The following is a 14,597-nucleotide window of genomic DNA, read 5'->3' on the forward strand; positions in this document are numbered from 1 at the left end:
TTTCAAGATAGTGGACAAAAATCCGTCAAAATGGAAGGCACGCCTATTCTGGCCAATCACGCATTCTTCACGATCAGGAACAGACGTGCCGGACCGTCCTGTGCAGCGATGGAATGCGTCACATCTGCAGCATAGCGGGCGGTATCCCCTGCGTGCAGCCGTTCGGTCGCACTGCCCGAACAGAGCGCAACAGTCCCGTCGAGAACCGTCAGGTGTTCGACCGTTCCGCGCCCATGAGGCTGGCTGTTCAATGCGCCCCCTTCTTTGAGCCGGATATCGTAGACCTCGTGGCCGCCGGCGTCTTCAGGTGGAGAAAGAATGCGGATCAGACAGCCCTCCCCCATGTTTTCAATGGAAGGGACATCGCCATCGCGCAGGACTTCGATCCGGTCCTGTGCCTCTTGACTGTCCAGCAGCCCCGCAAAATCCACCTGTAACGCACGCGTCAGGTTCCACAGGGTCGCAATCGTTGGTGAGCTCTCGCCGCGTTCAATCTGGCTCACCATGGAGCGGCTGACACCGGAGAGATTGGCCACAGCCTCCAGGCTGAGGCCCTGGGCACGACGCGCCTCTTTCAGGCGGGCGGGCAGAAGCGTCAGGATATCGTCTACATTTTCCGTCATGGCGGAATCTCTGCGCCTTTGAAATCCATTTGTCAAACAGGAGCGGCATCAGGGCTAAACTATTATGACGGCACGTTTCGCAGGACAGGCCATGCTGCATCTGCATAATCGGCGCGAAACTCATGAGGAGAGAGACCATGACCGATATCGTGATCCTGGATGGCGCCCGTACCGCCATCGGCACCTTTGGTGGATCGCTGGCGGGCACCACCCCAATTGATCTGGCAACCGTGGCATCCAAAGCCGCTATGGAACGTTCCGGCGTTGAGCCGGGGCAGATCGGCAATGTGGTCTTTGGCCATGTGATCAATACCGAACCGCGCGACATGTACCTGAGCCGTGTCGCTGCGATGCAGGCCGGCATTCCGAACGGTACGCCTGCGATGAACGTGAACCGCCTCTGCGGCTCAGGCGCACAGGCGATTGTCTCCGGCATCCAGTCGCTGATGCTGGGCGACGCGGAATTTGCCCTCACCGGTGGCGCCGAAAACATGTCGCGCAGCCCCTTCATCGTACCAAGCGCCCGCTGGGGGCAGAAAATGGGCGATGCCCGCGCGCTCGACATGATGCTGGGCGCCTTGAACTGCCCCTTTGGGACCGGTCACATGGGGGTGACCGCAGAAAACGTCGCGGATGAGCATGACATCACGCGCGCCCAGATGGATGAGTTTGCGCTGACCAGCCAGACGCGCGCCGCTGCGGCAATCGAGGCCGGGCATTTTGCCAGCCAGATCACGCCGGTCGAGGTCAAGGTGAAGCGTGACATGGTGGCCTTTGAGGTGGATGAACACCCCAAGGCCAGCACAATGGAAACACTTGGCGGCCTGAAACCGGTGTTCAAGAAGGACGGCCGTGTCACTGCTGGCAACGCAAGCGGCATCAACGATGGTGCCGCCGCAATCGTCATGGCCACAGCTGAGGTTGCCCAGAAAGCTGGCCTGAAGCCCAAGGCCCGTATTCTGGGCTACGCCCATGCAGGTGTCCGCCCTGAAGTGATGGGAATCGGTCCGGTGCCTGCTGTGCAGAACCTGCTGAAGAAAACCGGGCTCTCCGCCAGCGACTTTGACGTGATCGAATCGAACGAAGCCTTTGCCGCGCAGGCGCTGGCCGTGAACAAGGAATTGGGACTGGATCCGGCCAAGGTAAACCCGAATGGCGGCGCGATTGCGCTTGGCCATCCGGTGGGCGCAACTGGCGCGATCATCACGCTGAAGACACTTTACGAGCTGGAGCGGATCGGCGGCTCCAAGGGGCTCATCACCATGTGCATTGGTGGCGGCCAAGGTATCGCCCTCGCAATCGAACGCCTCTGATCCCCGCATCCGCTGAAAAGCAAAAGGCCCCGGTTCTCACCGGGGCCTTTTTGTTGGATGACGCGGATATCAGCTCGGGCTCATGCCGCGCAGACGCTCCGACCGGCGACGCAGCATCTCGACCACCGTCAGCAGGCAGATCGACACCACGACCAGAATGGTCGCAACCGCCAGAATGGTCGGCGAAATCTGTTCGCGCAGGCCGGTGAACATCTGCCAGGGCAGGGTTTTCTGCCCGGCAGACCCGACAAAGAGCACAACGACAACTTCATCAAAGGAGGTGATGAAGGCAAACAGACCACCAGAAATCACGCCGGGCAGGATCAGCGGCATCTGCACGCGGAAGAAGGTGGTGACCGGACCGGCCCCCATATTTGCAGCCGCACGCGTCAGAGACCGGTCGAAACCAACCAGAGTGGCGGTCACGGTAATGATCACAAACGGAATACCAAGGGCTGCATGCGCCAGAACCACACCGAAGTATGTCCCCTGCAGACCAATCCGGCTGTAGAAGAAATACATCCCGGCAGCCGAGATGATCAGCGGCACGATCATCGGCGAAATCAGGATCGCCATAATGGCCCGACGGAAGGGCACATGCGGCTGGCTGAGGCCAATGGCGGCCAGCGTACCGAAACCCACCGACAGAATGGTCGCCATCGGCGCGATCTTGATGGAGTTCCACATCGCCTGCTGCCAGTCGGCATTGGTAAAGAAGTCACGATAGTGCTTCAGCGAATAGCCTTCGGGATCGAATTGCAGCATCTCCGGCGTGAAGGTGAAGAAATCCTGAGCGTTGAACGACAGTGGCATCACCACAAGGATCGGCGTGATCAGAAAAACGAAGACCGCCCCGCAGATCACCCGAAACGTATAGTGCCAAAGCACCTGGCCAGGTGTGAGATATGGCGCCAGATGCACACGGTAGCGTGACGTCGAGAGCCAGAAGATGAACCAGCCGACAAAGGCACCGAACAGTATACCGATGACGGCCGAGGGCAGCCCGCCCATCACAAAGCCTGCGATGGCAAAGGCTGCGATCAGGATCCATCGGATCAGCCGCTCCTGATCGCGAAGCCCCGCCAAGACAAAGCCCAGCCCGCCAACAAGAGCAGCGCCGATCAGTACCCCCAGAAGGCCAGAGCCCTGCGCAGTGCCGACAAACAGGCCGAAGAAGGCGCCGGCCGCCGCAGCGACCATCGCCACGAAACCAGGAGTTTGGTTTTCAACAGGTGTCAAAGCCATGTGTCTTATCCCAGTTTCACGTTGTCGATACCGACAATCTTGTCATAGGCCCAGTAGAGCGCGAGCACGACGACCAGCAGAATAGTGCCAAGCGCGGCCGCAAGGCCCCAGTTGAGCGACTGCGAGATGTGGAAGGCGATCCGGTTCGAGATGAAGACACCTTTGGTGCCGCCGACCAGCTCCGGCGTGATGTAGTAGCCAATCGCCAGAATGAAGACGAGGATCGAACCCGCACCGATACCCGGCACAGACTGCGGGAAGTAGACCCGCCAGAACGCCGTCCAGTTGGTGGCGCCAAGAGACTTGGCAGCGCGCAGATAGGACGGATTGATCGTCTGCATCACCGAATACATCGGCAGGATCATGAACGGCAGCAGAATGTGGGTCATCGCCACGATCGTGCCGAACTGGTTATTGATCATCACAAGGCGCGCATCATCTGCGACCAGTCCCAGCCAGACCAGCGTGTCATTGATGACGCCCTGCTGCTGCAGCATGACCTTCCAGGCCGATGTTCGTACCAGAAGCGACGTCCAGAACGGCAGCAACACCAGGATCATCAGCAGGTTTGCGGATCTGGACGGCAAATTCGCCAGGATCCAGGCCACCGGATATCCAAGTATGATGCAGCTCACCGTAATCGCCAACGACATGATCAGTGTCCGCAGGAACAATGTTCCATAGATCCGCTCGTTCTCGGGTCGCAGCTCTGCCCCTTCTGCGCCTTTCTGGAAATCGGCCGCATTCAGAAAATAACCGTTGGTGTAGGCCCCAGAGTAGGTCTGGATAGTGCGCCAGACCTCCGGGTCGGTCCAGTCCTTGTCAATCTTGAAGAACTGCTCCTTGAACGGACCATCCTGAGCCAGATCCCAACGCTTGACCTTGCGCCCGGCCTTGCGGAACAGCGAGGAAATGCCGGGGTTTTCGTAGTTCAGGCGCGAGCCGACGCGCGTATGGGTCTTCTCTTCGGCGGCGACCTGAAGGTCGGCAGCCAATGCGGCAAACACGGCCTCATCCGGGGCCTGCCCGGAGTTTGCATCCCAATCCTGAAGCGCGACAACGGTCTTGGGCAGGGTGTCAGAGACGATCCTATTCTCAACCGAGCGGAACAGCATGTCGGCAATCGGGAGAATGAAGGTCAGAAGAACAAACAGCAGAAGCGGCGCGATCAGCATCAGGGCGCGAATTTTCTGCATCCGGAGAGCTCGGGCCAGGCTACGCTTCAGCGGCGTGCCATCGGCGGCCAAGACCGGTCCGGTGTGGGTGGTATCGCTCATGGGTAGGAGCCCCCGTCGGAATTTTTTGTTGGTGGAGAAAGGGCTGCGCGCCAGGCACACAGCCCCTTCCCGATAATGTCAGTATCTGTTCGCGGACAGATTACTTGGCGAGCCACGCCTGGAATTTAGCGTCCAGATCGTCGCGGTTGTCTGCCCACCATTCGTAGTCATAGACATGAACGTTGCCGGAGTTCGCCGGATCGGTCGGCATATGCGGTGCCATGTCGATACCCAGAATGGCGTGTTTGCCAACCAGCGGCGCAGAGGAGGCGCGCGCCGGACCATAGGAGATGAACTTGGCCTGATCTGCCAGACGCTGGGTGTCGGTTGCGAACTTCAGGAAGTCCATCACGCGAGCCTTGCGGTCTTCGGGCAGGTCAGCCGGAACGATCCAGCCATCCAGGTCGAAAGACTGCATATCCCAGAGCATTTCGATCGGCTGGTTCTGCTCAGCAATTGCCGAGAACAGACGACCGTTAAAGGTCGAGCCCATCACCACTTCGCCATCTGCCAGAAGCTGCGGCGTTTCCGCACCAGCAGTCCACCAGACGACCTGATCCTTGATTGTGTCGAGCTTGGCCAGGGCACGCTCCACACCTTCGTCGGTGCTCAGCACGTCGTAGATCTCATCCTTGGCAACGCCGTCGCAGTAGAGGGCCCACTCGACGTTGTCGATCGGACGCTTCTGAAGGGCGCGCTTGCCCGGATATTTCGCAGTGTCGAAGACATCGCAGATGGAGCTCGGCGGCGTGTCACCAACCTTGTCCATGCGGTACCCGAAGGTGGTCGAATAAACGATCTGCGGCACGAAGCAGTCGCTGACGATCAGATCGCCGAAGTCTTCGGTTGCGGGTGTGCCATCGGGCGCCGCAGCCAAATCTTCGTCGTGGTTCAGCTCGGCGGCGAGACCTTCGTCACACATACGCATCGCATCAGAAGCAACAACGTCGACCAGATCCCAGGTGACATTGCCCGCTTCGGTCATGGCGCGCATTTTTGCGGTCGCCTCGGCCGAGCTTTCATCCCAGATCACTTTCAGATCGGGGTGCATTTCCTGATAAGGAACCACATAGGCCTTCAGCTGGCTTTCCTGATAGGCGCCGCCCCAGGACACGATGGTCATCTCGTTGGCCATATCAGCAGCCATCGCCATCGGCGCACACAGTGCCGTGGTGGCTGCCAGGGCAGTCAGTTTGGTGAGTTTCATAGACACTCTACTCCTTGTTGAAATCGTTATTTATCTGGATTGTCCGCCGGTCGTTCGCTGCCGGAGGTTCGGGCGCGCGCGGACGTCAGGCGTCCAGCGCGCGGCAATCTTCAGGCAACCAGCCGATTTCGATCTGCTGGCCGGGCTTCAACCGTACCTGATCGGGTGCGTTGCGGGTCTTGATGATGAACTCATCATTTCCGGCGACGCGCAGACGGGTGCGGAAGATGTCGCCCATGTAGATAAACTCAAGCACTTCAGCCTTGAGCGTATGGGCGCCTTCCTGCATCCGGTCCTTGTTGTATTCAACACGTTCGGGCCGGATCGACACGCGGGTCCGCTCACCGGGTTTGGAAACGTTGATCGGCTTGCAGTCAATCAATTCGCCATCGTCCAGTTGTACCAGCGCGATGCCATTGTTGACCTCTTTGACCGTGCCTTCCAGCGTGTTGTTCTCACCAATGAACTGGGCAACGAAACTGTTGGCCGGCTCTTCGTACAGCTCATCCGGCGGCGCCAGCTGCTGAATACGACCATCGTTGAACACTGCCACGCGATCCGACATGGTCAGCGCTTCGGTCTGGTCGTGGGTCACGTAAACGGTGGTGATGCCCAACTGATGTGCAAGATGGGTGATCTCGAACTGCATCTTCTCGCGCAGCTGCTTGTCCAGCGCGCCCAGAGGTTCGTCCATCAGCACCAGTTCGGGTTCAAACACAAGCGCACGCGCCAAGGCAACACGCTGCTGCTGACCACCGGACAACTGGGCCGGACGGCGACCGCCAAAGGCGCCCATCTCGACCATGTCAAGCGCGCGCTTCACCTTCTGCTCACGCTCGGACTTGCCCATGTTGCGGACTTCCAGCGGGAAGCTCAGATTTTCGGCAATGGTCATGTGAGGGAACAGCGCGTAGTTCTGGAATACCATTCCGATGCCGCGTTTATGAGGCGGAATGTTGTTGATCGAGACGCCGCCAAGCCGAATATCACCATGGGTCGCTGTCTCAAAACCCGCCAACATCATCAAGCAGGTCGTTTTGCCCGAACCGGACGGGCCCAACATGGTCAGAAATTCGCCTTTCGGCATGGTGAGGTTCAGATCTTTGACAACGAGGTTCTCGCCGTCATAACTCTTCTGCACGCGTTCGAATTCAACGAACGCGCTCGTGTTTGACGCATCAGCCAAGTGAGGCTCCCTGGTTTGGTTCGGCAGATTAGCTCTGCACTTCTGTCGTGATGTAAGCACACACGAGTGTTGGTGTGCAACCGGATCGTCCGGATCATCTCTGTAGTTTACCTTAGGGCCGATAACGTCGACAACGGTACGTATTGCGACGAACAAGGATCGAAAAGCGACAGGATTTCGATTGCCAATCAGATAAAAACTCTATGTGTACACGCCTTGATTGATCGCAAACGTCCGTTACCGGAAACACTCAAATAACCGAATTTGACCGAGCAGCTTTTACCGAGCCACAAAGATTCGCGGAAATAGCAAAGGCGCCGACTCCCGACAGGAACCGACGCCTTGGTCAAACAGCTTCAGCCCGCGTCACGCGCTGTGCAGCAAGTCTCGCTCTTTCAGCGCTGCATAACATTCATCGAGCGACTGGCGCGCCCGCGCGATGAGCGTATCAATCTCTTCGGGTGTGATGATCAGCGGCGGCGAGATGATCATCCGATCACCAACGTGGCGCATCACCAGATTATTGGCAAAGCACCGCTCCCGGCAGATGTAGCCGACAGTTCCGGTTTCAGCGGCAAAGGCCGCGCGCGTCGCCTTGTTCGGGGTCAGTGCAATCGATCCCATCATGCCGACAATCTTGGCTTCGCCCACCAGCGGATGATCGACGAGCGCCTCCCATTGCTCCTTGAGATAAGGCGCCACAACATCACGCACATTGTCGATGATGTTCTCCTCCTCGAGAATGCGCAGGTTCTCCAGGGCCACCGCGGCGGCAACCGGATGGCCCGAATAGGTGTAGCCGTGATTGAATTCACCGGATCCAATCACCGCTGCAATCTCGTCGCTGACAATAGATCCGCCAATCGGCGCATAGCCGGACGATAGCCCCTTGGCGATGGTCATGATATCGGGGCGAATGCCCATGGTCTGGCTTCCGAACCAATTGCCGGTACGCCCGAAGCCGCAGATCACCTCATCAGCGATCAGCAGGATTTCATATTTGTCGCAGATCCGCTGGATCTCGGGCCAGTAGGTTGCAGGCGGAACAATGACACCGCCGGCGCCCTGAACCGGTTCGGCAATAAAGGCCGCAACCCGGTCTTCGCCCAACTCAAGAATCGCCTGTTCCAGCTCCTGAGCGCGCGCGAGACCAAACTCCTCTACCGCCATATCGCCGCCTTCGGCCCACCAGTTGGGCTGATTGATATGATGGATATCCGGGATCGGCAGGCCGCCCTGTTCGTGCATCGCAGTCATACCGCCCAGGCTGCCGCTGCCAACGGAGGAGCCATGATACCCGTTCTTGCGGCTGATGATCACCGATTTTGTCGGCTTGCCCTTCATCGCCCAATAATGGCGGACCATGCGAATATTGGTGTCATTGGCTTCTGAACCGGACCCGGCGAAGAACACATGGTTCAGCCCCTCGGGCGCCAGTTCGGCGATTTTCGCCGCCAGCGCGATCGCGGGCGTGTGTGTGGTCTGAAAGAATGTGTTGTAATACGGCAGCTCGCGCATCTGGCGGGCGGCGACATCTGCCAATTCGTCCCGTCCATAGCCAATGTTGACACACCACAGGCCGGCCATGGCATCCAGTATCTGGTTGCCCTCGCTGTCTGTCAGCGTGACGCCGGTGGCGCGCGTGATGATCCGCGCGCCTTTTTCCGCCAGCTCACCGTTTGCGGTGAAGGGGTGCATGTGATGGGCCGCATCCAGAGCCTGAAGCTCGGCCGTGGGCAGGTGATTTGTAATCGCAGTCATGGGGCAGACTCCTGAAGGAAGAGATTGCGCCCAGAATATGATCAAATTCTAGCGTGTCAATCGAATCAGCTCGACTGATTCAGCCCCTGACTTACCTGATCCATCCCCTGAGCGACGTCCCGCTCCATGGCCAGCGCCGCCAGATCTGCGTCCTTGCGATGCAGGGCCTCGAGGATGTCCTTGTGTCGGTCGGGAAAGCTCTGCGTACCAAGCCGTCCACAGACCACGCGCAAGGATGGACCGAAGCGCAGCCAAAGCCGATCCGCCAGATCTGTCAGGATAGGCGCATCGGCATACGCATAAAGCCGCGTGTGGAACCGGTAGTTCTGCACCAGATAGCCAGTGACGTCTCCTGCCGAAATAGCCTGATCCAGAGCTGTGTCGATGGCCTCCAGCGCGGTGATATCATCCGCCGATACACGCGTGGTTGCCAACCGAGCAAGTTGACACTCTATTGTTTTTCTTGCATAAATCAGCTCATTCAGGTCACTTTCACGTAACATCGGCACAGACACACGGCGATTTCCCTGAAACACCAGCGCGCCATCAGAGATCAGTCGGCGGATGGCTTCACGTACCGGGGTCATCCCGGCCCCCAACGACTCGACCAGACCCTGGATGGTGACCGCCTGCCCCGGCGCCAGATCGCCAAACAGAATTTGCCCGCGCAAGGTCTGGTAGACGGTTTCATGGGCGGGCAGTTTGGCAGTGGGCTGACTGCCGGATGATGCGGCTGGTTGGCTCAGGTTCACCTTCTGAATTCCTCCTAAATTTTGGGCAGCTTGCACCAAGTTTCCCCAAGTGAAAACATAAACAGTATTGCCGAATGAGGCAAAACTTGATCAAATCCTTATCAGCCGGGCACGGAAACCGGCACGCACAGGGAGATACTCATGACACTCAAGACGATGACATTGACAGCCATCGTGGCGCTGAGCAGTGCGGCCGCCGTCGCCGAAGAAGTTCGCGTTTACAACTGGTCCGACTATATTGACGAAGCCTTGCTTGAGAAATTCGAAGCCGAGACCGGCATCGAACTGATCTACGACGTCTTCGACAGCAACGAGTTGCTGGAAACCAAGATGCTGGCCGGCGGCTCCGGTTACGATGTAGTCGTTCCGACCGGCTCGTTCCTGGCGCGTCAGATTCAGGCTGGCGCGTTCCAGAAACTGGATACCGACAAGCTGTCGAACGCAGGCAACATGTGGGACGTGATCAAGGAGCGTACAGCACGCTATGATCCGGACAACCTCTATTCCATCAACTACATGTGGGGCACGACTGGGATCGGTGCAAACACCGCAAAGGTCGAAGAGGCTCTGGGCGCGGATGCACCGATCGACTCGCTCGATCTGGTGTTCAACCCTGCCAACATGGAAAAGCTGGCCGAATGTGGCGTGTACATTCTGGATGCCCCGGACGAGATGATCCCGGCCGCCCTGCAATATATCGGTGAAGATCCCAATAGCATGGACCCCGATGTGGTTGCCAAGGCCGAACCCGTGCTGATGGCGATCCGCCCCTATGTGAAGAAATTCCACAGCTCAGAGTACATCAACGCACTGGCAAATGGTGACATCTGCGTGGCCTTTGGCTGGTCCGGCGATATCCTGCAGGCGCGCGATCGTGCCGACGAGGCCGAAAACGGTGTCGAAATCGTCTTCAACGCGCCCAAGGAAGGCGCACTGATGTGGTTCGACCAGATGGCGATCCCGGTGGACGCCCCTAACCCCGACGGGGCCCACAAGTTCCTGAACTTCATTATGGAAGCCGAGAACATGGCTGCGGCATCCAACTACGTCTATTATGCCAATGGCAACAAGGCGAGCCAGGAGTTCCTCGAAGAGGATGTGATCAACGACCCCGCGATCTATCCGAACGATGACACCCTGAAAAACCTCTACATCAAAGAAGCCTATCCGCCCAAATTGCAGCGTACGGCGACGCGTATGTGGACCAAGATCAAATCTGGGACCTGACCCGAGATTGATTGACGCGCGGGGCATCGGATATGCCCCGCGCTTTTTCCTGCGGGAACGTCGGCAGCTGTTCCATGCCCGTTCCGCCACTTGCGTCATACATTGGGGGCCAGCGTGACTATTCCTGTTTTTGAACCCTGGAACGATCCAGAGGCTAAGCCCCTGATCCAATTCCAGAATGTTACCAAGCGCTTTGGTGAGTTCACCGCGATCGACGATCTGACGCTTGGGATCTACGAGAAAGAGTTCTTTGCCTTGCTTGGCCCCTCGGGCTGCGGCAAGACCACGATGATGCGGATGCTGGCAGGGTTTGAAACGCCAACCGAAGGCAAAATTTTCCTGTCGGGTCAGGATATTGCACCGGTCCCGCCGAACAAGCGTCTGGTCAACATGATGTTCCAGTCCTATGCGCTATTCCCGCATCTGAGCGTCTGGGACAATATCGCCTTTGGACTGAAGCGCGAGAACAAGCCCAAACATGATATCGCCGAGCGGGTACAGGAAATGCTGCGCCTGACCCGGCTGGAGAAATTCGCGCGCCGCAAGCCGCACCAGATCTCCGGCGGTCAACGGCAGCGGGTGGCCTTGGCAAGATCGCTGGCCAAAGCACCCAAACTTCTCTTGCTGGATGAACCTCTCGGCGCGCTCGACAAGAAGCTGCGCCAGGACACCCAGTTCGAACTGATGGACATTCAGGAAAAGACTGGCACCACCTTTGTTATTGTCACCCACGATCAGGAAGAGGCGATGACGGTCGCCTCCCGCGTTGCGGTGATGGACAATGGCCAGATAGTCCAGGTTGCCACTCCTGATCGTATCTACGAAACGCCAAATTCGCTTTACGTGGCTGATTTCATTGGCGATGTGAACATCATCGACGGCACCGCTTCGCCCACGGGCCCCGATGAATATGCGGTCAGCTGGAAAGATGGCGCCGCCCCGCTGACGGTGAAAAGCCAGGCGACATTCTCTGATGGCCAAGCCTGCCATCTGGCGATCCGCCCGGAGAAGGTCACGATCAGTGCGGATCGTCCCGCCGAGGCCGACAATAGCGTGCAGGGCCGTATTCTCGATATAGCATATCTCGGCAATATCTCGACATACCATGTCGAACTGCCATCTGGTGCGGTGATCAAAGCTCAGACCGCAAATACCCGCCGTATCGCCCGGCGCGCCTTTACCTGGGAAGACCCGGTCTGGCTGTCCTGGACAGCCACTGCCGGTGTCCTACTGGCAAACTGATGCGCCGCTTTATCCTGATTGCCATCCCTTACGCCTGGCTTCTGGCGCTGTTCCTTGTGCCCTTTGCCATCGTGTTCAAGATCGCCCTGTCGGACGCCGCCGTGGCGCGCCCGCCTTATATGCCGCAGTTCGACTGGGTCACTGGTATCGGCGCCTTTATTGCGGATCTGGATTTTGAGAATTTCGTCTGGCTGACAGAGGACGACCTCTATTGGAAAGCCTATCTCAGCTCGCTTCGGATCGCTGTGATCTCAACTCTGCTGACCCTGCTGGTCGGCTACCCCATGGCCTATGGCATGGCCCGCGCCCCCTCTGAATGGCGTCCGACGCTGATGATGTTGGTGATCCTGCCCTTCTGGACCAGCTTCCTGATCCGCGTTTATGCCTGGATGGGCATCCTGTCGAATGAGGGGCTGTTGAACCAGTTTCTGATCTGGCTTGGGATCATCGACACGCCGCTCACCATTTTGAACACCAATACCGCGGTCTATATCGGCATCGTCTACACCTACCTGCCGTTCATGATTTTGCCGATATACTCGGCACTGGAGCGGCTGGACGGATCGCTCATCGAGGCTGCCGAGGATCTGGGCTGCTCACGTACGCAGGCCTTCTGGTTGGTCACCATCCCGCTGTCGCGCGCCGGCATCATTGCGGGCTGCTTCCTCGTCTTTATTCCGACGCTAGGCGAATTCGTGATCCCGTCACTGCTGGGGGGGTCGGACACGCTGATGATCGGCAAGGTTCTGTGGGAAGAGTTCTTCTCCAACCGTGACTGGCCAGTGGCCTCTGCGGTGGCAGTTGTGCTGCTATTGATCCTGATCGTGCCGATCGTGCTGTTCCAGCGTAACCAGCAGAAACAACAGGAGGCGGAACAATGACCCGAATGAGCTGGTTCAACACCGTTTCGCTGACGCTGGGATTTGCGTTTCTGTATATCCCGATGGTCATCCTGATCGCCTACAGCTTCAACGAAAGCAAGCTGGTTACCGTCTGGGCCGGGTTCTCTGTCAAATGGTATGGTGAACTGCTGCACAACGAGGCATTCCTCAGTGCGGCATTGGTCACGCTGAAGGTAGCCGTTATCTCCTCCAGCATCGCGACGGTCCTTGGCACCATGGCCGCCTACGTGCTGGTGCGCGGCGGGCGGTTCCTGGGGCGTACGCTGTTTTCCGGCATGATCTACGCGCCATTGGTGATGCCAGAGGTAATCACAGGCCTTTCGCTGCTGCTCCTGTTCATCGGGATCGGGCTGGATCGCGGGATTATGACCATCGTGCTCGCGCATACGACCTTTGCCATGTGCTATGTCTCGGTCGTGGTCTCTTCGCGGTTGGTAACCTTTGATCGATCGCTGGAGGAAGCCGCGCTGGATCTGGGCTGTTCGCAGGCAGAGGCGTTCCGCCTAGTGACGTTACCGATCATCGCGCCCGCAGTGATTTCAGGCTGGCTTCTGGCCTTTACCCTGTCGCTGGACGACCTGGTGATTGCCTCCTTCACCGCAGGCCCTGCGGCAACAACCCTGCCCATCAAGATCTTCTCTGCGGTGCGGCTCGGTGTCAGCCCGGAGATCAACGCGCTCTCGACGATCATGATCGGCATTGTCACCGTCGGCGTTGTCACAGCCTCGCTGGTCACCAAACATCAGTTGGTACGCCAGCGTCGTGACGAGCAGAACGCCGAACGCAGCTAAGCCGCGGCTCAGTCCGCGTCCCAATCAGGGGCGCGGGCCAGCCCCAATGCCTCCAACTGATCCGGTCCCTGATATCGGATCGCGTCGCTGTGCCAGAGATCCGGTGCCGCAGCCAATTGGTTGTAATAGCCGTCGAACAATTCCGGCGCGCTGAAATGCTGGCCACGCCGCTTTTCGATCTCTGCCTTCTTGGTGATTTCGGGCAAGAATTTGCTGTGCAGCAGAACCCCGGACGGACCTGCCCCACCTGGCCCATCGTATAGTGCATTCAACCGCCTGGGCAGCATTGCATGGGTAGAATTCGTATAGGCGAAGCTGCGGTGCCATTTGACCAGCGGCACCTTGTTCAGCGTAGGTCCCCGCTGCGGCTCATCAGGAAAAAACACCCGCTCCCTGAGGCCGCCCTGTACCCACAGGTTGCCGCGCGGCGCCTGTCGAACCCGGCGATATGGCCCGGTATCAAACCACGGCAATACTCGGCGGGGATCATCACCTGGGACGTAACTCACCTCTCCCACTGACCCCTTCGGAAAAAGATCCAGCATCAAGGCACCGAAGCCAGCCCTGCCATGACGGTCCAGCCAATCTGTCAATCCGCGCAGACCGTGCCGGGCATCACCGCCAAACACCAGCAATTCATCTGCATCAACACTAAGACACCAGCGCCGGTGACCATAACGGATCTGAAGCCATGTCGCCCAGTCGAGACCAAACCGAGCATCGCGATAGCTGGCGCCTGTATGCCAGAGCGAGACATCAGGCTGACCGGCAAGATAGGCGGCGCTGCCATCATCGCTGCCATTGTCGACGATCAGAAAATGGTCGACACCCAGATCGCGATAAAAGGCCAGGAAAAACGGAAGCCGGGTCGCTTCATTGCGCAGCACTGTGATGGCAAGAATTGCATCCCGTTGCAAAATGCGAGTGCGGTCCGTCAGCGTCGTCAGCTGATGCCGGGACCGGAAAGAGCGCCAAAGCAGCCGACGTCGCTGCCACCTCAGCCGATAGGCCGCCGCCAGGGAGATTTCCGGCAGCGGTACAGTACCTGGAGCCCGCTCTGGCCCCGTCACC

13 protein-coding genes are annotated in these 14,597 nt (G+C 58.5%); 5 read left to right on the forward strand and 8 right to left on the reverse strand.

The window, feature by feature from the left end:
* Positions 1 to 56 precede the first annotated feature (56 nt).
* A complete protein-coding gene (locus tag VWZ87_RS13265; protein ID WP_340547193.1) occupies positions 57 to 623 on the reverse strand; it encodes a helix-turn-helix domain-containing protein in 567 nt (188 codons plus the stop codon).
* A gap of 137 nt (positions 624 to 760) precedes the next feature.
* Between VWZ87_RS13265 and VWZ87_RS13270 the strand changes: the two genes are divergently transcribed.
* Positions 761 to 1,936, forward strand: a complete 1,176-nt coding sequence (locus VWZ87_RS13270; protein WP_416534308.1) for an acetyl-CoA C-acyltransferase family protein — start codon at positions 761 to 763, stop codon at positions 1,934 to 1,936.
* Between the two features lie 69 nt (positions 1,937 to 2,005).
* Here VWZ87_RS13270 and VWZ87_RS13275 read toward each other — a convergent pair whose 3' ends face one another.
* The 6 genes from VWZ87_RS13275 to VWZ87_RS13300 form a co-directional block, all read right to left on the reverse strand.
* A complete protein-coding gene (locus VWZ87_RS13275) occupies positions 2,006 to 3,181 on the reverse strand; it encodes an ABC transporter permease (RefSeq protein WP_340547191.1) in 1,176 nt (391 codons plus the stop codon).
* 5 nt (positions 3,182 to 3,186) lie between these two features.
* A complete protein-coding gene (locus VWZ87_RS13280; protein WP_340547190.1) occupies positions 3,187 to 4,458 on the reverse strand; it encodes an ABC transporter permease in 1,272 nt (423 codons plus the stop codon).
* 100 nt (positions 4,459 to 4,558) lie between these two features.
* A complete protein-coding gene (locus VWZ87_RS13285; protein ID WP_340547189.1) occupies positions 4,559 to 5,665 on the reverse strand; it encodes an extracellular solute-binding protein in 1,107 nt (368 codons plus the stop codon).
* A gap of 85 nt (positions 5,666 to 5,750) precedes the next feature.
* Positions 5,751 to 6,851, reverse strand: coding sequence for an ABC transporter ATP-binding protein (locus VWZ87_RS13290; protein WP_416534309.1), 1,101 nt, complete (start codon positions 6,849 to 6,851; stop codon positions 5,751 to 5,753).
* 366 nt (positions 6,852 to 7,217) lie between these two features.
* Complete coding sequence (locus VWZ87_RS13295; protein ID WP_340547187.1) at positions 7,218 to 8,612, reverse strand: aspartate aminotransferase family protein; 1,395 nt, start codon at positions 8,610 to 8,612, stop codon at positions 7,218 to 7,220.
* A gap of 65 nt (positions 8,613 to 8,677) precedes the next feature.
* A complete protein-coding gene (locus VWZ87_RS13300) occupies positions 8,678 to 9,364 on the reverse strand; it encodes a GntR family transcriptional regulator (protein WP_340547186.1) in 687 nt (228 codons plus the stop codon).
* 141 nt (positions 9,365 to 9,505) lie between these two features.
* Between VWZ87_RS13300 and VWZ87_RS13305 the strand changes: the two genes are divergently transcribed.
* The 4 genes from VWZ87_RS13305 (at position 9,506) to VWZ87_RS13320 (ending at position 13,526) form a co-directional block, all read left to right on the forward strand.
* Positions 9,506 to 10,591: a polyamine ABC transporter substrate-binding protein gene (locus VWZ87_RS13305; protein WP_340547185.1), complete on the forward strand. Its 1,086-nt coding sequence runs from the start codon at positions 9,506 to 9,508 to the stop codon at positions 10,589 to 10,591.
* Between the two features lie 114 nt (positions 10,592 to 10,705).
* The gene (locus VWZ87_RS13310) at positions 10,706 to 11,833 is read left to right on the forward strand and encodes an ABC transporter ATP-binding protein (protein ID WP_340547184.1); all 1,128 of its coding nucleotides are present in this window, start codon (positions 10,706 to 10,708) and stop codon (positions 11,831 to 11,833) included.
* Entirely contained in the window at positions 11,833 to 12,714 is an 882-nt protein-coding gene (locus tag VWZ87_RS13315) for an ABC transporter permease subunit (RefSeq protein ID WP_416534310.1), read from the forward strand. Before VWZ87_RS13310 ends, VWZ87_RS13315 begins: the two co-directional genes overlap by 1 nt.
* The gene (locus VWZ87_RS13320) at positions 12,711 to 13,526 is read left to right on the forward strand and encodes an ABC transporter permease (RefSeq protein ID WP_340547182.1); all 816 of its coding nucleotides are present in this window, start codon (positions 12,711 to 12,713) and stop codon (positions 13,524 to 13,526) included. Before VWZ87_RS13315 ends, VWZ87_RS13320 begins: the two co-directional genes overlap by 4 nt.
* An 8-nt stretch (positions 13,527 to 13,534) precedes the next feature.
* On the opposite strand, the gene VWZ87_RS13325 is transcribed toward VWZ87_RS13320, so the two are convergent.
* Positions 13,535 to 14,596: a glycosyltransferase family 2 protein gene (locus tag VWZ87_RS13325; protein WP_340547181.1), complete on the reverse strand. Its 1,062-nt coding sequence runs from the start codon at positions 14,594 to 14,596 to the stop codon at positions 13,535 to 13,537.
* Between the last annotated feature and the right edge of the window lies 1 nt (position 14,597).

Origin of the sequence: Phaeobacter sp. JH20_37, from assembly GCF_048056015.1 — a bacterium.
Lineage (GTDB): Bacteria > Pseudomonadota > Alphaproteobacteria > Rhodobacterales > Rhodobacteraceae > Phaeobacter > Phaeobacter bryozoorum.